The 24325-nt window shown below is 34.5% G+C and carries 23 protein-coding genes; 10 read left to right on the top strand and 13 right to left on the bottom strand.

Annotated elements, in window-relative coordinates:
* Positions 1–3: 3 nt before the first annotated feature.
* The gene (locus CF599_RS01640; protein ID WP_121964302.1) at positions 4–1167 is read left to right on the top strand and encodes an efflux RND transporter periplasmic adaptor subunit; all 1164 of its coding nucleotides are present in this window, start codon (positions 4–6) and stop codon (positions 1165–1167) included.
* A 196-nt stretch (positions 1168–1363) separates the two neighbouring features.
* On the opposite strand, the gene CF599_RS01635 is transcribed toward CF599_RS01640, so the two are convergent.
* A complete protein-coding gene (locus CF599_RS01635; protein WP_121964301.1) occupies positions 1364–1735 on the bottom strand; it encodes a hypothetical protein in 372 nt (123 codons plus the stop codon).
* A gap of 531 nt (positions 1736–2266) precedes the next feature.
* On the opposite strand from CF599_RS01635, the gene CF599_RS01630 reads away from it, so the two are divergent.
* The 3 genes from CF599_RS01630 to CF599_RS01620 all read left to right on the top strand — a co-directional run bounded on the left by CF599_RS01630 (position 2267) and on the right by CF599_RS01620 (position 5843).
* Positions 2267–3430, top strand: coding sequence for a histidinol-phosphate transaminase (locus CF599_RS01630; RefSeq protein ID WP_121964300.1), 1164 nt, complete (start codon positions 2267–2269; stop codon positions 3428–3430).
* 35 nt (positions 3431–3465) lie between these two features.
* A complete protein-coding gene (gene bla, locus CF599_RS01625; RefSeq protein ID WP_121964299.1) occupies positions 3466–4206 on the top strand; it encodes an MUS/TUS/MOC family subclass B1 metallo-beta-lactamase in 741 nt (246 codons plus the stop codon).
* Between the two features lie 92 nt (positions 4207–4298).
* Entirely contained in the window at positions 4299–5843 is a 1545-nt protein-coding gene (locus tag CF599_RS01620) for a glycine--tRNA ligase (protein ID WP_121964298.1), read from the top strand.
* Positions 5844–5903: 60 nt separating this feature from the next.
* Here the strand turns inward: CF599_RS01620 and CF599_RS01615 are convergent, their stop codons facing one another.
* Both CF599_RS01615 and CF599_RS19450 read right to left on the bottom strand, forming a co-directional pair.
* The gene (locus CF599_RS01615; protein WP_121964297.1) at positions 5904–6533 is read right to left on the bottom strand and encodes a hypothetical protein; all 630 of its coding nucleotides are present in this window, start codon (positions 6531–6533) and stop codon (positions 5904–5906) included.
* Positions 6534–6621: 88 nt separating this feature from the next.
* On the bottom strand, positions 6622–6870 hold the full coding sequence (locus CF599_RS19450; RefSeq protein WP_143824782.1) for a hypothetical protein: 249 nt from the start codon (positions 6868–6870) through the stop codon (positions 6622–6624).
* A 773-nt stretch (positions 6871–7643) separates the two neighbouring features.
* On the opposite strand from CF599_RS19450, the gene CF599_RS01605 reads away from it, so the two are divergent.
* From CF599_RS01605 to CF599_RS01595, 3 genes are all read left to right on the top strand, one after another.
* Positions 7644–8879 carry a lactate oxidase gene (locus tag CF599_RS01605; protein ID WP_121964295.1) on the top strand — a complete coding sequence of 412 codons (1236 nt, stop codon included), beginning with the start codon at positions 7644–7646 and terminating at the stop codon, positions 8877–8879.
* A 118-nt stretch (positions 8880–8997) separates the two neighbouring features.
* On the top strand, positions 8998–9573 hold the full coding sequence (locus CF599_RS01600; RefSeq protein ID WP_121964294.1) for a YceI family protein: 576 nt from the start codon (positions 8998–9000) through the stop codon (positions 9571–9573).
* Positions 9574–9819: 246 nt separating this feature from the next.
* Positions 9820–10710, top strand: coding sequence for a hypothetical protein (locus tag CF599_RS01595; RefSeq protein WP_121964293.1), 891 nt, complete (start codon positions 9820–9822; stop codon positions 10708–10710).
* Between the two features lie 163 nt (positions 10711–10873).
* On the opposite strand, the gene CF599_RS01590 is transcribed toward CF599_RS01595, so the two are convergent.
* The 4 genes from CF599_RS01590 to CF599_RS01575 form a co-directional block, all read right to left on the bottom strand.
* Complete coding sequence (locus CF599_RS01590; RefSeq protein WP_121964292.1) at positions 10874–11503, bottom strand: NAD(P)H-binding protein; 630 nt, start codon at positions 11501–11503, stop codon at positions 10874–10876.
* A 141-nt stretch (positions 11504–11644) separates the two neighbouring features.
* A complete protein-coding gene (gene aspA / locus CF599_RS01585; protein ID WP_121964291.1) occupies positions 11645–13045 on the bottom strand; it encodes an aspartate ammonia-lyase in 1401 nt (466 codons plus the stop codon).
* A 70-nt stretch (positions 13046–13115) separates the two neighbouring features.
* On the bottom strand, positions 13116–13502 hold the full coding sequence (locus CF599_RS01580; protein ID WP_121964290.1) for a YchJ family protein: 387 nt from the start codon (positions 13500–13502) through the stop codon (positions 13116–13118).
* Positions 13502–13705, bottom strand: coding sequence for a hypothetical protein (locus CF599_RS01575; protein ID WP_121964289.1), 204 nt, complete (start codon positions 13703–13705; stop codon positions 13502–13504). The genes CF599_RS01580 and CF599_RS01575 overlap by 1 nt, the downstream gene beginning before the upstream one ends.
* Positions 13706–13833: 128 nt before the next feature.
* Here CF599_RS01575 and CF599_RS01570 point away from each other — a divergent pair, with 128 nt between their 5' ends.
* Both CF599_RS01570 and CF599_RS01565 read left to right on the top strand, forming a co-directional pair.
* Complete coding sequence (locus tag CF599_RS01570; RefSeq protein WP_254050216.1) at positions 13834–14517, top strand: ComF family protein; 684 nt, start codon at positions 13834–13836, stop codon at positions 14515–14517.
* Positions 14518–14584: 67 nt separating this feature from the next.
* Complete coding sequence (locus tag CF599_RS01565) at positions 14585–16189, top strand: Ig-like domain-containing protein (RefSeq protein ID WP_121964288.1); 1605 nt, start codon at positions 14585–14587, stop codon at positions 16187–16189.
* A gap of 58 nt (positions 16190–16247) precedes the next feature.
* Here CF599_RS01565 and CF599_RS01560 read toward each other — a convergent pair whose 3' ends face one another.
* The 6 genes from CF599_RS01560 to CF599_RS01535 form a co-directional block, all read right to left on the bottom strand.
* Positions 16248–17012 (bottom strand): nitrilase family protein, encoded by a 765-nt coding sequence (locus CF599_RS01560; protein ID WP_121964287.1) that lies wholly within the window; start codon positions 17010–17012, stop codon positions 16248–16250.
* Positions 17013–17100: 88 nt separating this feature from the next.
* Positions 17101–17937: an ion transporter gene (locus tag CF599_RS01555; RefSeq protein WP_254050215.1), complete on the bottom strand. Its 837-nt coding sequence runs from the start codon at positions 17935–17937 to the stop codon at positions 17101–17103.
* A gap of 91 nt (positions 17938–18028) precedes the next feature.
* Positions 18029–18772: a succinate dehydrogenase/fumarate reductase iron-sulfur subunit gene (locus tag CF599_RS01550; RefSeq protein WP_121964285.1), complete on the bottom strand. Its 744-nt coding sequence runs from the start codon at positions 18770–18772 to the stop codon at positions 18029–18031.
* A 51-nt stretch (positions 18773–18823) separates the two neighbouring features.
* Entirely contained in the window at positions 18824–20824 is a 2001-nt protein-coding gene (locus CF599_RS01545; RefSeq protein ID WP_121964284.1) for a fumarate reductase/succinate dehydrogenase flavoprotein subunit, read from the bottom strand.
* Positions 20825–20841: 17 nt separating this feature from the next.
* Positions 20842–21669: a succinate dehydrogenase cytochrome b subunit gene (locus CF599_RS01540; protein WP_121964283.1), complete on the bottom strand. Its 828-nt coding sequence runs from the start codon at positions 21667–21669 to the stop codon at positions 20842–20844.
* A gap of 182 nt (positions 21670–21851) precedes the next feature.
* The gene (locus tag CF599_RS01535) at positions 21852–22700 is read right to left on the bottom strand and encodes a ChaN family lipoprotein (protein WP_121964282.1); all 849 of its coding nucleotides are present in this window, start codon (positions 22698–22700) and stop codon (positions 21852–21854) included.
* Between the two features lie 838 nt (positions 22701–23538).
* Here CF599_RS01535 and CF599_RS01530 point away from each other — a divergent pair.
* Positions 23539–24321, top strand: a complete 783-nt coding sequence (locus tag CF599_RS01530; RefSeq protein WP_121964281.1) for an alpha/beta fold hydrolase — start codon at positions 23539–23541, stop codon at positions 24319–24321.
* Positions 24322–24325 lie beyond the last annotated feature (4 nt).

Here is a 24325-nt window from a genome sequence, read left to right as displayed (position 1 = left end):
ATTATGTTTACTAAATATATCAATACACGAGTATTAACACTAGCTCTTGCCTTAGGTAGTGCTATGTTATTTACCCAATGCAAAAAAGAACAAGCTGCTGAAGAACAAACCGCTCCTGTAGAAGAGAACACTACAACTGTGCACTTAACTGATGCGCAAATGAAGAACACTACTATAGAGACAGGCACACTGTCGGAACGCAAGATAGCCACGACTTTAAAGCTAAATGGTAAGATAGATGTACCACCACAGAACTTAATCTCTGTGACGAATCCGCTAGGTGGATATCTTAAGTACACTAAGTTATTACCTGGTATGCACATTAAGAAAGGGGAACTTATCGCAACAATGGAAGACCCTCAGTACATCCAACTGCAACAGAATTACTTGATTTCTAAAGATAAATATGAGTTTGCGAAGTTAGATTATAACCGTCAGAAAGACTTAAATGCTAGCCAAGCGAGTAGTGATAAAGTAATGCAGATAGCACAAGCAGAGATGAATAATCAACGCATCACGATGAATGCTTTATCTCAACAACTTAGCCTAATCAATATCAACCCTAGTTCACTAACACATTCTAATATCAGTCGTACTGTGAATATTTACAGTCCTATCAATGGATTTGTAAGTAATGTATTCGTTAATGTTGGTAAATATGTCACTCCTTCAGATGTAATGTTTGAACTAATCAACCCTACAGATATCCACTTAAATCTAAAAGTATATGAGAAGGACTTGGACAAATTAGAAGTAGGACAGCGAGTAGTAAGTTATACGAATGGTGCTCCTGACAAGAAATATGAAGGAGAGATTGTGTTAATCAGTATGGATGTTAACACAGATGGTGTATCAGAAGTACACTGCCACTTCGAAGAGTTTGATAAGAAATTAGTGCCTGGTATGTATATGAATGCTGATATAGATACACATGCAGCAGTATCACAGGCATTACCTGAGGAGAGCGTAGTCTACTTCGAAACAAAGAACTATGTATTCATCGAGACTGCTAAACAGACTTACGAGATGATAGAAGTAAAAGTAGGTGCTAAAGAAGATGGCTACATACAGATTAATAATGCTAACGAACTAGCAAATAAAAAGATAGTAACTAAGGGAGCTTATACGCTACTTATGAAACTAAAGAATACAGAAGAGGAAGAATAATCATAACCTCATCACTATACCTAAAGGAGTTATTACAGTTGTAATGGCTCCTTTTTTTTATACGCTTTAAACAAAAGTATTGATTATTAACAACCTCTTTCTGCCTTTATGCACTTTTGGTAGCAAAAGTGGGATACTATTACGCAAAAAAAATGCTACCCTTACGAGTAGCATTCTTATATTATTAGGCTAATAATTATTTAGCCATCATAGCTTCAGCATATTTTTTACCTACAGCAGCGAATTTCTCAGCTTGCTCTGGAGTAAATTTACTAGGATCGATTTTAGCTAATTCAGGAGCCATAGCTTGAAACTCTTGAGTTAATTTAGCTAATTCAGCAGTGTTTTTAGAAGTTTGAGCTTCAACTAACTTATCTACTAAAGCGATATAGTTATCTAATACAGCTGCATCTCCTGTAGCTACTGGAGCTTCAGCAGGTGCTGCTGGAGTTTCAGCAGGAGCTTCAGTTGTAATAGCTTCTCCTTCTTTTGCAGTTTCTTTTTTCTCACCACAAGCTACAGCTACCATAGCAGCCATACCTAATACCATAAACGTGATTTTTTTCATAATTCTTTTTATATATAAAATTAAACAACTTTAAACAGTTAGAATATTTTCTTGTTATAGATTAATTAAAACCCAAAATATACCTGTTCAAATTCATAGTAAAATTAACACAAATTAACTCACAGCAAAATATTTTCTCAATTAATTATCATTATTGTTTCTAAAAATTTACACACATATTCTAATTGATACACCTAAAAAACTAACAATATCAACAAACATAATACTTTCAACCTTTTCATCACTCTAAATAAGATATACTGATAAAGCCTTTTTTTACTCTACAGGCAACCTAGATACATCCTTTTTTAATGTATTTACGCCTTAAACGACTCCCTTTCTACATAAAAAGAGAAGGAATGGTAATTAAATTTCTCAAAAAAACTTCGAGAAGCGTATTGATTATTCTTTTTATAAGTCCTAATTTTATTTTTTCTAATCTGAAAACATAGATACTATATCTTTCAGGTAAATGCCTTAATTATCACTAAGGCTTTTTTCATTTAAAACAACATATTAATTTTATTCACTATGAACAGACGTGATCTATTAAAACTATCGGGTACGTTGTTCGCAGGAAGTGTCCTTACACAAGGATTTGCAGCAACGACTACATTAGATTCTATCGTAGACAGTGATGATTCAGTATCTTCTAATCATCCTATCTTTTTACACTATAATGAGAATAGCCTAGGCTTATCACCTAAAGCGAAGAATACCATTATAGATTCTCTATCTAATGTAAACCGATATCCTGACAGTTATATTGAAGAACTGCAAAACACGCTTGCTAGTGAATTTAAAATGACCGATAAACAAATAACGATAGGTGTTGGTTCTTCTGATATCATAAGAGCTACAGTAAATGCCTTAGGTTACCAAACTCAACAGAAAGGTCAAAAAATACAATTGATCACTCCTGATCCTTCATTCTTCTTAGCAGCTGATCATGCTAAAGGAATGGGAATATCAGTAGTTAGCGTTCCGCTGAATAAAAACTACTGTATGGACATCGCGAAGATGAAAGAGATAGCAGACAGTTTCGATGGGCTTTCTATATGTTACTTATGTAACCCCAATAATCCTACAGGTACACTTACCTCATCAACTACTATCGCTGACTGGGTAAAAGGAGCAGATGCCAATAAGAACTTCTTTATGGTAGATGAGGCGTATGCTGAGTATATCACTGACCCCAATTTTGTTAGTGGTACATCATTTATACGAGAAGGCAGAGATAATGTTATTGTGTTACGCACATTCTCTAAGATATTTGCTATGGCAGGTATGCGCTTAGGATATGGACTATCTACAGAGAAGTTAGCAAAAGAATTAGCTCCTTATATGGCCATACTTAATATCAGTATTCCAACAGCAGTAGCAGGTACGGCATCTTTAAAAGATAAGAGCTTTATCCAACAGAGTAGAGCGATGAACTCTAATTCTTTAACGATGACTACTCAAGTATTTGATACTTTGGGAATCGAGTATTTACCAAGTCAAGGTAACTTCTTATTCCACCAAATCAAATGTGATCAAAAAACGTATATGGATGGAATGAAAGCAGAAGGCATTATTATAGGGCGCCCTTTCCCTCCGTTAATGCAATGGAGTAGAGTAACCCTTGGAACCTCTGAAGAAATGAACAAATTTCTATCTGTTATAAAAAAATTCAAGAAAAAAGGATGGGTTTAATACTTCTCCTTAACTATAATATCCCAAACTAAATTATGCGTAAAATACTATGCAGTATAGCACTGCTGGCATGTTCTGTCTTTGCTCATGCCCAATCTGACAAACTAAAGATTGAAAAACTTAATGATAACATGTATGTCTACATTACCTATCAGGAGTTTAAAGGAGTACTCTACTCTTCTAACGCCTTATATGTAGTCACAGACGAAGGTGTTATCCTTATTGATACTCCTTGGGATAAAGATCAATATGTCCCATTAGTGGAGCATATTAAAAGAGAACACAACAAAGAGATTAAATGGGTAGTGACCACTCACTTCCACGAAGACCGCTCAGGAGGACTAGATTTTTTTAAGAAATTAGGTGCGAAGACCTACACCTACTCACTAACCAACGAAATTCTAAAGCAACGCAACGAACCGCAAGCAGAGCATACATTCGGTAAGGAGAAGTCTTTTACCTTTGGGAAAGAGAAGTTGTCTGTTTACTTCTTAGGAGAAGGGCACAGCTTAGATAATACTGTCGTGTGGTTCCCTAAAGAGAAAGTACTCGTCGGAGGATGTCTGATTAAAAGTGCAGAAGCGACTACGATCGGTAATATCGTGGATGGTAATACGGCTGCTTGGCCTGCTACTATGAAGGAAGTTAAACGCAAGTTTAAACAAGCTAAAACAATAATACCTGGACATGATGAATGGAAAATGTCTGGTCATATCGAGAATACTGAACGTATAATATCAACATACAATCAACAACATTCCATTAAAAACGATTAATTAATATAGTAAATCAATAAACTTAAGATTATTAACGCTAAAATGCCTTTGGCAAGGTTCATAATCTTAAAGTCTTTTATTACTTTTGCACTATGGCAAAACAAGAGGATATTTTTAAGAACGTTATTTCGCACGCTAAAGAGTATGGTTATATATTTCCATCTAGCGAGATATACGATGGTTTAAGCGCAGTATATGACTACGCTCAAAACGGTGTGGAGTTAAAAAGAAACATTCGCGAGTACTGGTGGAAATCTATGGTACAGATGCACGAAAATATTGTAGGAATTGATGCCTCAATTTTGATGCACCCTACTACTTGGAAAGCTTCTGGTCACGTAGATGCGTTTAATGACCCATTAATTGATAATAAAGACAGTAAGAAGAGATATAGAGCTGACGTTCTAATCGAAGACTACTGTGAAAAATTATACCAAAAGGCTCAAAAGGAAATCGAAAAAGCGAAGAAACGCTTTGGAGAATCTTTTGACGAAGAACAATTCGTAGCTACTAACCCACGTGTAGTAGAATACTTAACGAAGAAACAAGAGATCTTAGAGCGTATGGCTAAAGGTCTTGATACAGGAGATTTAGCAGATGTGAAGGCACTTATCGAAGAGCTTGAGATTGCCGACCCTGATACAGGATCTAAAAACTGGACTGAAGTACGTCAGTTTAACCTAATGTTCGGAACTAAACTTGGAGCTTCTGCTGAATCAGCTATGGACTTATATTTACGTCCTGAGACAGCACAGGGTATCTTTGTGAACTTCCTGAACGTACAGAAGACAGGTCGTATGAAGATTCCTTTCGGTATCGCACAGACTGGTAAAGCTTTCCGTAACGAGATCGTTGCGCGTCAGTTCATCTTCCGTATGCGTGAGTTCGAACAGATGGAGATGCAATTCTTCGTTAAACCTGGTGAAGAGATGAAGTACTATGAGTACTGGAAATCTACTCGTCATAACTGGCACTTATCTTTAGGTCTAGGAGCAGAGAACTACCGTTTCCACGACCACGAGAAGTTAGCACACTATGCTAATGCTGCTACTGATATTGAGTTTAACTTCCCATTCGGATTTAAAGAATTAGAAGGTATCCACTCACGTACAGACTTTGACCTTAAAGCACACGAGAAGTTCTCTGGTAAGAAACTTCAGTTCTTTGATAACGAGACGAACACTTCTTATGTACCTTACGTAGTAGAAACTTCAGTAGGACTTGACCGTATGTTCCTTTCTGTATTCTCTAAGTCTTTAGTAGAAGAAACGTTAGAAGATGGTAGTACTCGTACAGTATTAAGATTACCTTCTGTATTAGCGCCTACTAAGGCAGCTGTACTTCCATTAGTGAAGAAAGATGGTCTTCCTGAGCTTGCTCAAGAAATAATCGAAGAATTGAAATGGGACTTTAATGTTGCGTATGATGAGAAAGACGCAGTAGGTCGTCGTTACCGTCGTGCTGATGCATTAGGTACTCCTTTCTGTATCACTGTTGATCACCAAACATTAGAAGACAGAACTGTTACTATCCGTCATAGAGACACGATGAAACAAGACCGTGTAGCTATCACAGAACTTAAAGGTATCATAGAAAACGAAGTATCTATGAAAAACTGGTTAAAGAAAATGTTGTAATCAATAGATTACTTTAAAATACAAAAGCTGTTCCGAGAGGAGCAGCTTTTTTTATAACTATTAGAATCCATTTTTTAAAATAAGTTGTCCTATCCCACTGGTTTCATAATCTGTAAAATTATAATCATTAAAGTTATCATCTTTCCTTGCATTCTTATTTTTCTGACGTTGTCTATTGATATCTACTACTTTAATCTCATACAAACCAAATTGCAACATACTTCTTTGTGCTTCTTCCGATATCTCCCTCCTCTCGAAACTATGATACTCTTTAAACTCGATCAAGTCGTCTAAAAAACAATTATCAATTATATACATAAATTTTTTATATTGTTGCATTGTAATATCTTCTAGTATAAGAGCTTTAAATAGTTTACCTATAATTGTTGCTTTTTCTACTTCGTCAAAACCATCTAAAACTAATAATATTCGTTCAGCAAGATTTTTATACTCACTTAATTTCTCTATTTTTCCCTTAAATTTAATTTTATCTTCAAGCTTTATAGACTCTATTTCTATAAAGAAGTTCTTTAGTTTTTGTTCAAAACATTTCACCTTAAAAAGGTTACCAATATTACACAACTTATTAAACGTGCCAAAAATGGGAACTTTATCTAATAAATCTGAATCAATAACAGTAGATAAAGCCAAATCAATAAATTCAAAACTTAATTCTTTAACTTCTTTCATACAAACAAGAATAAATTACTCCTAAAGGTACAAATTCTTCTCTATACAGCAATAATTTGCACTATATACCAAAATCAATATTTATATACTACGACTCTAACGTATTCTCACGACTTCTCTCATCATCCAATCTCTTACAGGTCTTCCAAAACATACCTGTCACTAATCCTCCTGTAATTACAGTAGAGACAACACATGATACGTGTATACTTCCTCCATAAAAAAGATATATAATAATCAAATACAATACTAACGAAGACCAATACGCGTGCAACATCTTCTTATTAAACCACGAAATAAGAACAAGCATCAAAATCACTGGCGGAATAAGTATCATAAAAGTAAAAACCATCAATGCAAATGGCATGAGAAACAACCTATAAACATACTCAAAATCTACAGTCTCATTGCCCCTTTCAGATATCATGAAAAGTGCAACTATAAAGTTCAGAAGGTAGATATGTACTACATTTAAAAGGTTAAAACACCCATATTTAGTTAATTTCCTCATACTAAACAATAACACACTTTTTACTTATACAACTAACTCCACATACTAGACAGACACTACCTTACCTATCTATTATACAGTCTTTTATCTTCTATACAAAAGTATCAAATATTTTTAAGCTCCTGACATTTCAATCATCAAAAACAAAATCAACAAACTCGTTATCAAAGACTAACAATCATTAAGGCATAATGTATTATACTTCTTTTAAAACAGATTAAGTCAAGAAAAAACTTTAACTCATCCTGAACTACGTCTATTATAAAAATCGTTATTGACATATATACCTCCTTCCAACTGTTCGAATAATGATCCCCATATGATAGGCTCTTGATGGGCTTATTTATAATGCTTTTCAGCCGACCACATGCCTATCAACAGCCGACCACAAGCCGACCACCCAAAATTAGCTCGTAAAAAATACAACTGCCAACTCATCCTATTTATTAGGTCTTAAAAATTATCACTACCATTAGTAAGCTAGTAATCAGGTAGTTTCTAGTTTATTCACAACAAAATCCATTCTTAATCTAGGTTAATCAATTAGGATAACACCTCATCTTAACTTTGTCCTATCAAAAATTACAAATCTCAAGAATATGAAAAAGACAATAGTAACATTGATAGCCGTAACACTTATGACTAGTACTTATGCTCATGTACCAACTACAGAAACAACTACACAAGGGAAAGAAAAAAAAGGAAAAGGATATCAAGCTAGTACTGCTGAGAAAAAACTAAAGATTGTCAACTTACACGACTTAGAAGGACAAGTCAAGCTTGAAATGGATAAAGGCGCATTTGGATATATCGTAGGTGGTGCTGAAGACCAAAACAATCTTAAGATCAATACTGAGAACTTCGATAAGAAGTATATCATGCCACGCGTGCTAAAAGGGATTAAACATGAGGACATAGACCTATCAACAAGTTTATTTGGAATTTCATTAAAGACTCCCATTATACAAGCTCCTATGGCAGCTCAAGGATTATCTCACGTAGACGGTGAAGTAGCTACAGCTAAAGGAATGATAGCAGCAGGATCTCTATTCTCACTGAGCACTTATGGAAATAAGACAATAGAAGAAGTGGCTGAAGGAATAAACGGTGCGCCATTCTTCTTTCAGTTATACATGAGTAAAAATGATGACTTTAATAAATTCACATTAGAAAGAGCAAAAAAACACGGAGCGAAAGCTATCATCCTGACAGTAGATTCACCTGTAGGAGGATATAGAGAAGAAGACATCAAAACAGGATTTACATTTCCACTAGTAATGGGTAACTTAGAGTTATTTGCTGCCCAGCAAACTGATGGAAATAAAACAGGAAAAGGCGCAGGTATAACAGAAATATATGCACAAGCCAAGCAAGACTTTAAACCTACAGATATTAAATATGTAAAAGATATGACAGGATTACCTGTTATCGTTAAGGGAATACAGTCACCTGAAGATGCTGAGATAGCAATTCAAGCTGGAGCAGATGCAATATGGGTATCTAATCATGGCGGTAGACAACTAGATGCAGGTCCATCTTCATTTGATGTGCTTCCATTGGTTGCAAAAACAGTCAACAAACGTGTGCCTATTATCTTTGACAGTGGTGTTAGACGAGGATCTCATATCTTTAAAGCATTAGCTAGTGGAGCTGATATCGTAGCTATCGGCAGACCTATACTTTATGCATTACATTTAGGAGGCAGTCAAGGAGTAACATCTGTAATAGACCAATTAAACAAAGAGTTAATCATCAATATGTTCTTAGGTGGAGCTAAAAATATTCAAGAAATACAAAACACTAAACTATATACAGATAAAGATTTAAGTATCTAATACATAAAAATAATCTACAATCACTATTTCTCAATACCGTTCTTAATCTAGGTTAAGCAATAAAGGATATAACAGAACTACATTTGTAACAGATAACAAAACAATAAAAATTAATAAGATGAAAAAAATAGCATTATTATTCGTAGCAACATTATTCTCAGTTGCATCATTCGCACAAACTAAGTGGAATGTAGATAACTATCACTCATTCGTAAATTTCTCAGTGAAGCACTTGGGAATCTCTTATGTAGATGGTCGTTTTGATAAATACACAGGTACATTTGAGGGAAATACAGAAGATCTAACTAAGGGAACATTCAAATTCTCTGTAGATATCAACAGTGTGAACACTTCTATCGAGATGCGTGATAACCACTTAAAAACAAATGATTTCTTTAATGCAGAGAAATTCCCTGCAATGACTTTTGAAAGTACTTCAATTAAAAAAACAGGTAAAGACCAATACAAATTAGAAGGTAACTTAACAATAAGAGATATCACTAAGAAAGTAACTTTTGATCTTACTTACGGTGGTTTATTAAAAGATGATGGTCAAGGTAATACTAAACTTGGATTCCAAGCTAGCACTACTATCAACCGTTTTGACTTTGGTGTAGCGTATGACCCTACAGCTCAAGGTATCGCTAAAGACGTTAAAATTAACGTGAACTTAGAATTCAACAAGGCTAAATAATCCTTTCATAATTACCAAGAGTCTGTCTATTATTTACCCAAGAAATATAAATAGACTCTTGATTTCCCAAATAGGCTTCACAGATAATGTGAGGCCTATTTTATTATATAACAAATAGATAGAATACCCTAAGAAGCATTAAAAATAGAGTTCGAAGACTATTAAAATAAAAATCGATAAGTTGTATTAGAAAGATTATAATGTTTAGCTTTGATAGTATTAACATTATTTTTAAATAAAAATACTATGAAAAAGATTTTATTAAGTGCCTTTATCGGAGCGTTAATACTTACTTCATGTGGAGATAAGAACAAGACTGCAGGTACAGATGGAGCAACTGAAGGAACTACTTCTAAAGAGTTAGTTGCTAAACCTACACCTCCTAAAGCAGAAGGTCCTGTAAGAGTATTATTCGTTGGTAACAGTCATACAGAGTACTTCGCAAGTTTTCCTAAAATGTTAGAAGCTCTTGCAAAAGAGAATAATAAAGAAGTAGAGGTAAAATCACTACTAGCAATGGGAGTAAGTATCGACAAAATCATCGGTGCGAATAAGAAAGATGCAGATAAGCTGTTTGGTAAAACAGATAAAGATGGCAATTACTTTGACTATGTGATCTTACAAGAAGCAACTCCTGTAGCAATCCAAGAACTAGATAAGTACAAAACAAATACAAAGAATGTACACGATCAAGTAATTACAAATAGTCCTGGTGTGGCCACTTATATCTATGGATTAACTGTGCCGTTCGAGTACAATGGAGCAGACTATAAAGATTACCAACCTCTATTAGTAGAGAATGGTGTAGCAGTAGCGAAAGCATTGCCTAACACTGGATACCTAGACTTTTCTTCTGTATTAGGTGCTGCATATGAAGGTAAAGAAGGCTATACAGCAACCAAAGATGGGAAAGATGTATTGCGTCATACAGACTCATCAAGACACATGCTTAATGATGCAGTATTCGTTAACTCTATCGTATTATACCAAACACTATTTGGAGAAACTCCTAAGATACCTCAACAGTTACCGTTAAGTACAGGTACAGGAGATAGTGATAATATTAAAGTAATGAATGTAAAAGATGGTGTTAGTAATCCAGATGCATTATTTAAAATAGCAGCAAGTTTTAAATAACATATAAACTCAGAATACACTAAAGATTAGGCTTAACTCTTATGGGGTTAAGCCTACTTTATGTTTATACACTAAATACACTAGTATAACTGACTTACTAGAATGCAATTAAAAGGTATTGTTTATATTAAATATAACCAAATAAGTGTACTAATACACATATCTACATCTCATTGCTCTCTACAATTAATCGTCGACAGCAATCTACCTTGGCTTCATGGCGCATTCGATTAGCTACTTTGACAACTTCAACTGGTTTATGTTTCTTAAACATACCTATCGCATTAAAACCAAGTAATATTTTAGCTGCTAGACGTTCACCAAAACGATTTGAACCTGGACGTAGTAATAAGCCTGGTCTCAAGATAATAGTATTATCAAAACGCAAATTAAGTATTGAACGCTCTAGAGTTCCTTTCAGTCTACTGTAAAAGAAAGCACTGCGCTCTGAAGCAGCTTTGGCAGATAATAGCACAAAAGTATTCACCCTATTCCCTTTCGCATATTGAGCAAATTGCATTACATAGTCATAGTCTATATGCCACTGCTTCTTTTTACTTCCTACTTCTTTTAATGTAGTACCTAAACAGCTAAACGCAACATCTCCTTGAATTAAGTGCTTCCACTGATCGATATTCTCAAAATCAACTATATGGGTAACTAATTTAGGATGCTGTAATTCCCATTCTCTTCTAATAAAAATAACTACTTCGTGAAAAGCATCATCACAAAGCAATTGGCGTACGAGCACTTTTCCTGTTGCTCCAGTACCCCCTATAACTAATGCTTTCATAATCCGTATATTAAACTTTACTAAGTACCACAAAAAACCTACCAATCTACACTTAAGACAACAGATTCTCAAAAAGTTACATAAATATCAATAAAAAAGTCTCCCAATAGGAGACTTTTTTATTGATATTTATTTTGTTTATTAAATCGAATGCGGTGCAAGCATATGTTTAGGGTCTAAGATCTCGTCTAACTTATCTTTAGTCAATAAATTATGCTCTAATACTAGTTCATAAACTCCTCTTCCCGTTTCTAAAGCTTCTTTAGCAATTTTAGTACTTGCCTTATATCCAATATATGGATTTAATGCTGTTACGATACCAATACTTCCTAACACTAAGTCTTTATTATGCTCTACATTAGCTTTGATTCCTACTACACACTTCTCTACTAAAGTCTGCATAGCATTCTCCATCCATATCATAGACTCCATTAATGTGTGTGCTAATACAGGCTCCATCACGTTTAACTGTAATTGAGCTGCCTCAGACGCCATAGTAATCGTCATATCATTACCAATCACTTTAAAGCATACCTGGTTAACCACTTCAGGGATAACAGGGTTTACTTTACCTGGCATAATAGAAGATCCTGGTTGCATAGGAGGAAGTTGTATCTCGTTAAGTCCTGTACGTGGTCCTGAAGATAATAATCTTAAGTCATTACAGATCTTAGATAACTTGATAGCAACTTTTTTCAATACTCCTGAGTAAGCAACAAATCCGCTTGTGTCAGATGTAGCCTCTACAAGATTCTCAGCAGATGTAACAGGTTGTTTCATTAATAAGCCTAAGTTCTTAGCACATAGATCAGCATATCCAGGTACAGCATTTAAACCAGTACCGATAGCTGTAGCCCCCATATTAATCTCTAAGAATGCTTGGCTAGCTTGGTTTAATGTAGCTATTTCTCTTTTTAAAGTAAATGCAAATGCTCCGAACTCTTGTCCTAAAGTCATAGGCACAGCATCTTGAAGTTGTGTACGACCCATTTTAATAATGTTTTCGAACTCCTTAGCTTTAGCTTCAAAACCTTTTACTAATAACTCTAACTTCTCTACTACTCGTTTATTCATTTCGAATATTGCTACTTTAAAAGAAGTAGGATAAGCATCATTAGTAGATTGAGACAAATTAACGTGATCATTAGGAGAACAATGTGCATAGTCCCCTTTCTCGAATCCTAAGATCTCTAACGCTCTATTAGCGATAACCTCATTAGCATTCATATTTACTGAAGTACCAGCTCCCCCTTGAATCATATCCACTGGGAACTCAGCGTGTAATTTACCATCTATAATCTCCTGACATACATCAGCGATTACTTTATATATTTTTTCGTCTAATACGTTTAACTCGAAATTGGTTTTAGCTGCAGCCCATTTAACTATAGCTAGCCCCTTAACAAACTCAGGATAATCAGACAACTTACTTGTTGATATCTTAAAGTTATTAATTGCTCTCTGTGTCTGTACTCCATAATAAGCATTTATAGGAATTTGTAATTCACCTATTAAATCACTTTCTACTCTGGTTGTTTTCATATTAATACAGTTTTTATATTTTCACTAATTTACGAAGTAATTTTAACTTGACCTCTCTAAATCTAGAGTATTATTCATTAAATGTACCGGATACATAGTACCACTTACCACCTAATATTTCAAAAAGAGAATCCTCATAATGTATATATACATTCCCTTCTATATCCTTAAAGTGTGCCTTAAATACTACACGCGACTCTTCACTTGCTACAATTTCTAATTGCAACCATATGTTCTCTTTTGCCCATTGAAGTATCGCTTTTTTATTATGAGCATGCCTTGTCTTTGGGTGTGTAGTATTAACGATATAAATAGCATTAGCTAGTGCATAAGCAGTATAACGAGAACGCATAAGCTGCTCAGCTGTATTAGGATTCTCCTTGAGTGTGATAAAAGGTTCGCAGCAATGCGAGTACTCCTTACCACTACAACAATAACACGGCTGCTCTAATTCCATTATGCTATTTTCAATTTTAGTTCTTCTATAATCTTTAAAAACTTACCCCAATGTACCACTTCCTCATCTGTCTGAGCAAAGTCTAATCCTTCATTGATAGCCTCTTCAATATTTTCAATTGCCTTAGACGCTTCACTTTTCTTATTCTGAGCAATTAATACCATTAATTGCATAATCTGTTGTTGAACTTCTTCTATTTTCATTTCAATACTTTCATTTGACTACAAAGATATTTGTTATTCATCATTAGCACAGTTTAGTTATAACTAATTTTATGCCACAATACACATTATGAATAAAAATCAGACTCAAATCCTTATTAAAAAGAACAATGGTAAAAGATATTCTGAATGTCCTGTTTCCTAACAATTGTAAAGCCTGTAATAATTTGCTTCTACACAATGAAGAAATAATCTGTCTGAGCTGCAGAAATGACCTTCCCTTTACTCAAGAACACACCATTTCTAACAATGCTTCTATCAACAAGTTCTATGGTAAGATTCCTTTAGAACATATGGCTTGTATGATGTACTTCGCTAAAGGAGGTATCGTACAGCAACTTATCCATAATCTTAAATACAAGAATCATCCAGAGATAAGTTATTTTCTAGGCAACATTTACGCTTCTCAATTAGATAAAACTTCTGTACTACAAGATGTTACTTCTATACTCACTGTACCCATGCATAAAAACAAATTGCGCACTAGAGGGTATAATCAAGTAGATGGTTTCGCAAAAGCGATAAGTGAACACTTTAATCTCTCTATAAATAACAAACTACTGATTAAAACACTGAAGACGTCTTCACAAACTACCAAGTCACGTTTTCAACGTAAGAATCAGAAGAACGAGATATTTGATATCGATAGAACACAAATCACCCAAGAACACAATCATTTTCTCCTCTTAGATGATATTCTCACTACAGGCAATACATTAGAAGCCTGCTGTAAAAAACTACTATTAATCCCTAATACCAAGATTACAATCTTGTGTTTAGCACGTAGCATTTAAAAGTTTTAAGAAGTGATATTTTCTAACTAAAAAATATAGTTGTTAATTTGTCTTTTAAATTAAAATTATGTCTAAGTTTCGTATTTACTTTATTGTTTGCTTTACGATATTTTGTTTTATAACATTTTCAAACTGTGCGAAAAGAGGATTTATTTCTGGAGGAGATAAAGACACTATTCCACCTGTGGTATTAGGTAGTAATCCTAAGAATCACTCTATCCACTTTGATAAAAAACAGATCACTATAGATTTTGACGAATTCGTTAAGATTAAGAATGCGAATCAAAACTTAATCATATCTCCACCGATGGATAGAATGCCAGAGGTATTACCTATGGGTAATGCTAGAAAGACGGTAACTATTAACCTTATAGACTCTCTTAAAGCAAATACTACTTATAGCTTTAACTTCGGGGATGCTATTATAGATAACAATGAAGGGAATGTACTAAAGCAGTTTAAGTACATCTTCTCTACAGGAGACTATATTGACTCACTGAAATTAGGTGGAACAATTAAGTCTGCTCATCAACTTAAATCTGATAACTTCGTCAATGTAATGCTATACGATGCTGAGACTTTTAAAGACTCTACTATCTATAGACAGAAGCCTCTATACGTAACGAATACATTAGATAGTCTAACGACATTCTCTATAGAGAATATCAAGGCAGGTAAATATTACTTAGTAGCATTAAAAGATAAGAACAGTAACTTTATGTTTAATCCTGTAGAAGACAAGATTGCATTCATAAAAGAGCCTATTGAGATCCCTACTGATAAGACATTTGACCTTACCTTATTTAAATCAGAAGAAAAATTTGTAGCTACTAGACCTGCACAGATTACACAAAACAAATGGTATATCCCTTACACAGGTAATGCTGAGGATGCTAAAGTCGAAGTAAAGAAAAATGGCATCATAGTTCCAAGTACTTATACTTATATGCCAGAGAAAGACAGCTTACAAGTATGGTTCCCTAAAATCGAGGCAGATTCTCTACATATCACAGCATCTAAAGGAGAGTTCACTAAAACATTTATGGTTAAACCAAGACCAAAGATGAAAGAAATAGATTCACTATCAGTTAATGCTTCTTCAGGAACATTGCACTTCCTATCTGACCTATTTATAGAGACTAGTACTCCTGTCAAAAATATAAAGAAAGAATTAATCACTATCCTGAATAAAGATTCTGTGGCTATACCTTTCGAGATAGATAACAAATCTCTAGAACAAAAGATCTTTCTTAAGTTTAAAAAAGAAGAGTTAGATAGTTACAAAGTATCAGTAATGCCAGGAGCAATAACAGACTTCTTTGGCAAAGCAAATGATACATTAATCATAAATAGTAAGACACAGGCCTACACAGATTATGGTAATCTAACTATCACACTTAACGGATTAAAAAGATTCCCAGTGATAGTAGAGCTACTAGATGAAAGAGAAAAAGTTGTGGTAAGTCAATCTAGTGACAGTAAGAATACATTTGAATTCACACTGCTCCCTCCTAGACAATATTACATCAGAGTAATCTATGATGATAATAAGAATGGTAAATGGGACACTGGATACTACTGGGATAGAAGACAACCTGAAGAGACTGTCTACTTCCCTGAACAGATAGATGTACGCGCTAACTGGGATATAAAAGAACAAATCAGTTTATAAATAAAAAACGCCTCAAAGCATTATACTTTGGGGCGTTTCTATTTTATAATTCTTTCTGCTATATCGTAAAGGCATCTGCGTCTCTAAGGACTCCAAAGCTTTTTCTAATCTTATCTTGTCTAGCTTTATCTAGTGTAACATAGGCTATCTGCTCTCCTACTAAAGGTTCTAATAGATATCCTCCTAACATATCTAAGGCTTGAGAATGTCCAGAATATATATTGTTATTCTCATCACTACCACATCTATTCACTGCTACTAAGTAACTCATATTCTCAATAGCACGTGCTTTTAATAAGGCATCCCACGCATAAATTCGCTGATCTGGCCAACTTGCGACATAAATAAGTAAGTCATAAGCTTCACCATAGTTACGGCTAAACACAGGAAATCTCAAATCATAACACACTAACGGACATATATTCCATCCTCGATAGTTTACTATCAGTCGATCATTACCTGCTTTATAGACCTTCTCCTCTCCTGCTAAAGAGAAAAGATGTCTTTTATCATACGTACTAATCTCACCTGTATCCGTTATAAAGAACAATCTATTATAATAGTTGTCTCCTTCTTTAATCACTATACTCCCTGTTAGAGCAAATAAGTACGTTTTGCACAACGATTGAAGTTCTGCAATGTAATTATCTGTCATTGTCATATATACTCTCTCAGGGCTCATCGTAAATCCTGAAACAAACATCTCGGGTAATACTACCAAATCAGTTTCTGATTCGATATTATTTAATAACTCAATAAAGTGTGTCTTATTCTTCTCTATATCTTCCCAAGCTAATGGAGCTTGTAACAGGGCTACTTTCATATGACTCATTTACTATGATTTAATTTCAAAAATAAACAATAATATCTACCTACTCTGAATTCATGATAAACTTAACTTTACTATACAATTAATCAATAGGTTTCCCACAGCAAGGACAGCTCTCCAATGCGTCTTTCTCTTTGACTAACTGATCTGCAATTGCTTTCTTTTCTTTTCGTTCTTCTAACACTTCAGTAAATCCAGAAGATATAATACCTGTAGGTAATGCAAAAAAACCTATACCTATCACTGCTAGAATACCTCCTATAACTTTACCAAGTACCGTAATAGGGTATATATCTCCATACCCAACTGTGCAAATAGTGATAACAGACCACCACATCGAATCAGGTATACTAGAAAATGCTTCAGGTTGTGAGGAATTCTCAGCATAGTAAATAGCGGTAGATGCAATAAGTAAAAGGAATACTAATAGGAATGCAGCTATAGCAAGTTCTCCTGCCTTTCGTTTAAGAACGGTCATCACAATAGCTAATGCCGAAACATACTTCGCGACCTTAAATACACGCAATAATCTAAAAACTCTTAACAAGCGTAAAATGCGCAAATCAACATGAACAAATGATAGATAAAATGGTAGAATAGCCAATAAGTCGATAAGCTGCATTGACGTAAAAGCATACTTTAATCTACCTAGAAATGGTTTATTAAAACGCTCATCACAGCTAATAGACCACATACGAAGGACATACTCTATTGAGAAAAACAGCACCGAAAAAAGATTAAACTGTACAAAAAAAGGAGCATACTCAATCTTAACCTCTGGTATAGACTCAAAGATTAATGAGATTGCATTCAAAAGAATTAGCGCTATTATTGATCCTTGTACGATCTTACTGCCGATAGTATGTGATTCATTATTCAACAAATCATATACTCTATATTTAATAGTTTTGCTCTGCATCAGTCAACTATGTTCAAAAATTTAAAGGATAAAAATAAAAAAAGCAGATATATAAATATATCTGCTCTTTCGTTTATTTCAAGAAAAACTATTATTTCAAGCTTGCTTTTAAGTACTCTCTGTTCATACGAGCGATGTTCTCTAAAGAAATTCCTTTAGGACATTCTACCTCACATGCTCCAGTGTTAGTACAGTTACCAAACCCTAAAGCATCCATCTCAGCAACCATATTTAATACACGGTCAGCAGCTTCAACTTTACCTTGTGGTAACAAAGCAAATTGAGAAACCTTAGCTGATACGAATAACATAGCAGAAGAGTTTTTACATGTAGCTACACAAGCACCACATCCAATACAAGTAGCTGCGTCAAAAGCACGGTCAGCATCATGTTTAGGAATTGGAATAGCATTAGCATCCTGTGTATTACCTGAAGTATTTACAGAAATGAAACCACCTGCATGTTGAATTTTATCAAAAGCAGTACGGTCAACTACTAAGTCTTTAATCACTGGGAAAGCTTTAGCTCTAAAAGGCTCAATGTAGATAGTATCTCCATCTTTAAACTTTCTCATGTGTAACTGACAAGTAGTAATTCCTCTATCTGGTCCGTGAGCTTCTCCATTAATGAATAAAGAACACATACCACAGATACCCTCACGACAGTCATGGTCGAAAGCTACAGGATCATCACCTTTCTCGATTAACTCGTTGTTTAATACATCAAGCATTTCTAAGAAAGACATATCAGGAGAAACGTCGCTGATTTTATAATCAACCATTTTCCCTTGTTCTTTAGCGTTTGATTGACGCCATATTTTAAGTGTAAGATTCATTTGTATCGAATTTTTACAAAAAGGTTAGGTCCGAAGACCTAAGCCTCAATATTATTTATAACTACGAGTTACCAATTTAATGTTTTCATAAACTAAGTCTTCTTTGTGAAGCACTGCATCGCTAGGATTACCTTTGTATTCCCAAGCAGCAACGTAAGCGAAGTTTTCGTCATCACGTTTTGCTTCTCCATCCTCAGTTTGGTGTTCTTCACGGAAGTGTCCTCCACAAGATTCTTCACGGTGTAAAGCATCTTTAGCGAATAATTCACCTAGTTCCAAGTAATCAGCTACTCTTAACGCTTTCTCTAACTCTTGGTTAAAGCTTTCGTTAGTACCAGATACTTTCACATCTTTATAGAACTCTTCTCTTAACTGAGCGATTTCAGCCATCGCTTCAGTTAATCCTTTAGCGTTACGAGCCATACCTACTTTATCCCACATGATTTTACCAAGCTTCTTGTGGAAGAAGTCAACAGAGTGAGTTCCTTTATTGTTAAGTAAGTGTTCGATAATATCACGAACATTTTTCTCAGCAGCTTCGAACTCAGGTAAGTCAGTTGGGATAGTACCTGTACGGATATCATCCGCTAAGTAGTTACCAATAGTATAAGGTAATACGAAATATCCATCAGCTAAACCTTGCATTAATGCAGAAGCTCCTAGACGGTTAGCACCGTGATCAGAGAAGTTAGCCTCACCTAAGATATAACATCCTTCGATAGTAGACATTAAGTTATAATCTACCCATAATCCACCCATTGTATAGTGAACAGCTGGATAAATCATCATAGGAGTTGTATACGGATCCTCATCAACGATTTTCTCATACATTTGGAATAAGTTACCATACTTATTCTCTACAACGTCTCTACCTAATTTATAAACTAATTTAGCATCGTTCTCATCTAAATGGTGAATACGAGCTTGTTCTTTACCGTAACGGTCTATAGCAGAAGCGAAGTCTAAGTATACAGCTTCACCTGTAGCGTTAACACCATATCCAGCATCACATCTTTCTTTAGCAGCACGAGACGCAACGTCACGAGGTACTAAGTTACCGAATGATGGGTATCTTCTTTCTAAGTAGTAATCTCTATTCTCTTCAGCGATTTGAGTTGGTTTCATACGACCTTCTCTAATAGCTACAGCGTCTTCCATTCTTGCAGGAACCCAAATACGTCCATCATTACGCAATGACTCAGACATCAAAGTAAGCTTTGATTGGTGGTCACCAGTAACAGGAATACAAGTTGGGTGAATCTGTGTATAACATGGATTAGCGAAGAAAGCTCCACGTTTATGTGCTTTCCAAGCAGCAGTAACGTTAGAACCCATTGCATTTGTAGACAAGAAGAATACGTTTCCGTAACCACCTGTACAAATAACTACAGCGTGAGCAGAGTGACGCTCTATCTCACCGTTGATTAAGTTACGAGCGATAATACCTCTTGCTTTACCATCCACTTTAACGATGTCTAACATCTCGTGACGGTTATACATTTGGATCTTACCACGACCGATTTGACGGTTCATAGCAGAGTACGCTCCTAATAATAACTGTTGTCCAGTTTGTCCTTTAGCGTAGAAAGTACGAGATACTTGTACCCCACCAAAAGAACGGTTATCTAAAAGACCTCCGTACTCACGTGCGAAAGGCACACCTTGAGCTACACATTGGTCAATAATGTTTTCTGATACTTCAGCTAAACGATAAACGTTAGCCTCACGTGCACGGTAATCTCCTCCTTTTACAGTATCATAGAATAATCTGTAAACAGAGTCACCATCACCTTGGTAGTTCTTAGAAGCATTGATTCCCCCTTGAGCAGCGATAGAGTGCGCACGACGAGGTGAATCTTGGTAACAAAAAGCTTTTACGTTATATCCTAACTCAGCTAATGTAGCAGCAGCAGAACCACCAGCTAATCCTGTACCAACAACGATAACATCAATGTTACGTTTATTAGCAGGGTTAACTAATTTTATATGATTTTTATAATCAGACCATTTTTTATCAATTGGTCCATTAGGTATTTTAGAATCTAATTTCATGATAAATTTCTTTAGGACTATTTAATAAAATGAATATATAATGGAATGATAGCAAACAATGCAGGGATAACATATGCTATTAAGAAACTAAGTCCTTTGATACATCCTTTGTACTTAGGGTTATTAACACCTAAAGACTGGAATGCACTTCCAAATCCGTGAGATAAGTGGAATCCTAGAACAACCATAGCTAATACATAAGCAATAGTAGCAATTAAACCAGTGCTCTCGTTTTTGAAAAACTCAATAGTGATTTTATGTAAATCTTTGTATCCATCAGCAATTTTTAAATTTGTACCTGGTTGGAAAAACTGAGTTCCTTTTAACTCTAGTTGTCCACTCTCAACAGCTGATACAGGAATTGCTTGCTCTTGTACTGTTTTGTAAATTAAAACAGGATCAGGCTGACCTTCTACTGTTATTTCTACAGTTTGAACAGGCATTTGAGCAAAGTGCATCTTAGCCCAAAAGTTAGCCATGTGCGTAACGATGAATACTAATAACAATGTTCCTAAGATAGCCATATTTCTAGAAGAAAATGAACTATTAGCAGCAGCGTTGTTTTTTGCATATCCGATAGGACGTGCTTTCTTGTTTTGGATTGTTAAAACGATACCATCAATCGCGTGAAAAAGGATTGAAATGTAAGTAACATAAGATAATACTTTTACTGCTGGATTAGTAGTCATAAATAACGCATACTCATTGAATGCTGAAGCGTCACCAAAGATCAATTGAAGGTTTCCCGCCAAGTGACCTACTAAAAACAAGCATAAAAATAACCCTGTAAGAGCCATCCAATATTTTTTAGCTAGGGATGACTTTAAAAGTGCAGATTTTGCCATAATGTAATTTTAATTGTTTTTCTTGAAAAAATCTCTCAAAAATACACCTTCTTAACGTTATGCACAAAGCGCAGACTTCTATTTATACTCAGTACAAACAAAGAATAACACAATCAAAAAGACACTATACAGCTCAATCCAAAACCATTTTAAGACTTTAAAGCGTTTTACATAGCTTTATGTTAAAAAGACTTTAAAATATTCGCATCTATAACAATAATAAAGTTAGCTAAACCTAAATTATCATTTTCGAAATTGCCCGTATTATCACTTTCCACCATCGTAATTGTATTAATTTTTAATCCAGGATTATAATGATTTAGATACCAAACGATCCCCTCAAAGTTATTACTGTGGTATGATCCATTAAAATGAAGAAATAATTGAGGAGCTTTAAAGTTCTTAACGATAAAGTGTCCCATAGTAGCATCTTTTATTGCTTGTGCTTTAGGTAAGTTCTCATCTTTATGATCTTCGAACATATCTAACATCTTTTTATAACCAGGAAGATTTCCATCATACGCAAAAGGCAGTGGAGCTATCCAACTTTTTTCTTCTACACTTAGCGAATCAAGTGCTTCAGTTCCTTTCTTAAATAGTAAACTAGCATAACGTCTAGGGACATTAGTAGCAATAAACTCACGTTTATTTGTTTTTGCGTATTCTACTAAAGGCTTGTAATCTGTTTTGTAGTTATTCCAAAGTCTAACCTCTTTACCAAATGCCTCTTCATCAATTGCACCATGTACATAATCACTTAATCCCTTTTGATTATCAGCCTCGAACATCTCAGCTCCTAACATTAACTCTCTTTTTTCTCCTAAAGACTGTGTTACTTGTAATTGTAGCCAATGTCCTAAAGAATTATTGTGAAACTCTCCAAAAAGGACTACATCATTCTTAGTCAATTCTTTAATCATTTTCTCATAAGTTACTTTCTTGCCTTTACTTGTATAGATTTGATAAGGAAGACCTGACTGACCATAAGACACAGTACAAAAAAGCATAAATACAGCTATAATATTTTTCATCGTATATAAATTTGAACGACAAAGATATACTTTTAGTTTATTTAGATTTAGTTTAGATAGACTAATCTACATCTAATCACTCAAAATAAACAACATCTAATTTACTGATATAAGTCAATAGATTAAACCATTTGTGAGCAATAAATTAAGAATTAAAAGCAAAACAATTTCCCGACGAAACAAACATTTTAAAAAAAAATTAGAGAATCCTAAACCAAGTATTTCCTTCTAAACATTTAAAAACTTTTTTTTCTTTACAGCACTACTTCCCTATTAAAATTTGCTATTCAACACACTTGAAACTACTATTTTGTAGCTAAAAGGCCTTTCTTAATCCTCAAAATATACAAAACAACACTTTTTCTGATGTTTTTTTTTCAGCCCAAAAAGAGTAATTAATTACAAATCAATATTATAGCGTAAAAAAAACAATTACTCATTATTTCATAAACACCCCCTAACCACAGTAAATACCGACTATGTTAGCCTTTCCTAGGACAATTGTAGGAGAATACTAGGACAATAAACGGGCTAACAAGACATTTACCCAAGAATTCTCCCTTTATTCTTCCACAAGTCTCCTCTTAGGCATCAATTAAGCTATATTTGACTGATAATCAAAGAACAGTACGCTAAATGAATCTTGTAGAAACTTACACATACATTAGACATTAAAATGCTTTCTATTCCATTTGACTATATATTAACTTGACTCTATAAGCTGTTTAGTGAATTACAATTAACCACACAAGACATTACCTTTGTTTACTTATTTTTTTGAGCGCTAAAAGCTTGCACTCATTGGTACTATACTTTAAATTTGTAGCAAATTACAATGATGGGAGTTACAAAAATTCTTTATAAGAACACCAATTTATCATACTACGACGAAGGGAAAGGAAATACATTAGTATTCTTACATGGTTTTTTAGAAAACAGCAACATGTGGAATTACTACTTAGATTACTTCTCTCAGAAGTATAGAGTCATTGCTATAGACCTATTAGGTCATGGAGAATCAGGATGCATAGGTTATGTACACACTATGGAAGATATGGCTGATGCAGTATTCGCCATAATCTCTTCTTTAAACTTAAAGAAAGTAACTCTTATTGGTCACTCCATGGGAGGTTATGTATCATTAGCTTTTGGCGAGTTATATCCAGATTATGTAAAGAAAATAGTTCTAGTATCATCTTCTACTAGAGCTGACAGCGCAGAAAGAAAGATAAACAGAGATAGAGCGCTAGATGTTATTAAGAAAAACAGTGACCTATTTGTAACAATGGCCATAAATAATACATTCCTTGAAGATGCCAAAATCACTCATGCCAAAGAAGTAGAACAGCACTTAGAAACAGCATTAAAAATCTCTAAACAAGGAATATTAGCTGCTGTAGAAGGAATGAAGTCACGAAATGACAGAGAGATTCTTCTGCACTTCGCTCCTTACCCTATTAAAATGATTATAGGACGTCTAGACCCAGTACTTTCACTAAATGAAGTTACTAAAGAAATCGAGAACACAGAAACAGAGCTTATTGTGATTAATAGTGGTCACTTGCCTCAGATAGAGGCTAAAGAAGAATTATTAGAAGCATTAAAAACAAGTCTAAAATAAGAAT

The organism is Myroides sp. N17-2 (assembly GCF_002286775.1).
In the GTDB taxonomy this organism is placed as follows: Bacteria; Bacteroidota; Bacteroidia; order Flavobacteriales; family Flavobacteriaceae; genus Flavobacterium.
This window is presented reverse-complemented; position numbering and strand designations above follow the sequence as displayed.

What these genes read in the sequence shown, in the direction of transcription:
- CF599_RS01640 (WP_121964302.1), top strand. Translation starts at nt 4, where the DNA reads ATGTTTACTAAATATATCAATACACGAGTATTAACACTAGCTCTTGCC.
- CF599_RS01635 (WP_121964301.1), bottom strand. Translation starts at nt 1,735, where the DNA reads ATGAAAAAAATCACGTTTATGGTATTAGGTATGGCTGCTATGGTAGCT.
- CF599_RS01630 (WP_121964300.1), top strand. Translation starts at nt 2,267, where the DNA reads ATGAACAGACGTGATCTATTAAAACTATCGGGTACGTTGTTCGCAGGA.
- bla (WP_121964299.1), top strand. Translation starts at nt 3,466, where the DNA reads ATGCGTAAAATACTATGCAGTATAGCACTGCTGGCATGTTCTGTCTTT.
- CF599_RS01620 (WP_121964298.1), top strand. Translation starts at nt 4,299, where the DNA reads ATGGCAAAACAAGAGGATATTTTTAAGAACGTTATTTCGCACGCTAAA.
- CF599_RS01615 (WP_121964297.1), bottom strand. Translation starts at nt 6,533, where the DNA reads ATGAAAGAAGTTAAAGAATTAAGTTTTGAATTTATTGATTTGGCTTTA.
- CF599_RS19450 (WP_143824782.1), bottom strand. Translation starts at nt 6,870, where the DNA reads ATGATACTTATTCCGCCAGTGATTTTGATGCTTGTTCTTATTTCGTGG.
- CF599_RS01605 (WP_121964295.1), top strand. Translation starts at nt 7,644, where the DNA reads ATGAAAAAGACAATAGTAACATTGATAGCCGTAACACTTATGACTAGT.
- CF599_RS01600 (WP_121964294.1), top strand. Translation starts at nt 8,998, where the DNA reads ATGAAAAAAATAGCATTATTATTCGTAGCAACATTATTCTCAGTTGCA.
- CF599_RS01595 (WP_121964293.1), top strand. Translation starts at nt 9,820, where the DNA reads ATGAAAAAGATTTTATTAAGTGCCTTTATCGGAGCGTTAATACTTACT.
- CF599_RS01590 (WP_121964292.1), bottom strand. Translation starts at nt 11,503, where the DNA reads ATGAAAGCATTAGTTATAGGGGGTACTGGAGCAACAGGAAAAGTGCTC.
- aspA (WP_121964291.1), bottom strand. Translation starts at nt 13,045, where the DNA reads ATGAAAACAACCAGAGTAGAAAGTGATTTAATAGGTGAATTACAAATT.
- CF599_RS01580 (WP_121964290.1), bottom strand. Translation starts at nt 13,502, where the DNA reads ATGGAATTAGAGCAGCCGTGTTATTGTTGTAGTGGTAAGGAGTACTCG.
- CF599_RS01575 (WP_121964289.1), bottom strand. Translation starts at nt 13,705, where the DNA reads ATGAAAATAGAAGAAGTTCAACAACAGATTATGCAATTAATGGTATTA.
- CF599_RS01570 (WP_254050216.1), top strand. Translation starts at nt 13,834, where the DNA reads ATGGTAAAAGATATTCTGAATGTCCTGTTTCCTAACAATTGTAAAGCC.
- CF599_RS01565 (WP_121964288.1), top strand. Translation starts at nt 14,585, where the DNA reads ATGTCTAAGTTTCGTATTTACTTTATTGTTTGCTTTACGATATTTTGT.
- CF599_RS01560 (WP_121964287.1), bottom strand. Translation starts at nt 17,012, where the DNA reads ATGAAAGTAGCCCTGTTACAAGCTCCATTAGCTTGGGAAGATATAGAG.
- CF599_RS01555 (WP_254050215.1), bottom strand. Translation starts at nt 17,937, where the DNA reads ATGCAGAGCAAAACTATTAAATATAGAGTATATGATTTGTTGAATAAT.
- CF599_RS01550 (WP_121964285.1), bottom strand. Translation starts at nt 18,772, where the DNA reads ATGAATCTTACACTTAAAATATGGCGTCAATCAAACGCTAAAGAACAA.
- CF599_RS01545 (WP_121964284.1), bottom strand. Translation starts at nt 20,824, where the DNA reads ATGAAATTAGATTCTAAAATACCTAATGGACCAATTGATAAAAAATGG.
- CF599_RS01540 (WP_121964283.1), bottom strand. Translation starts at nt 21,669, where the DNA reads ATGGCAAAATCTGCACTTTTAAAGTCATCCCTAGCTAAAAAATATTGG.
- CF599_RS01535 (WP_121964282.1), bottom strand. Translation starts at nt 22,700, where the DNA reads ATGAAAAATATTATAGCTGTATTTATGCTTTTTTGTACTGTGTCTTAT.
- CF599_RS01530 (WP_121964281.1), top strand. Translation starts at nt 23,539, where the DNA reads ATGGGAGTTACAAAAATTCTTTATAAGAACACCAATTTATCATACTAC.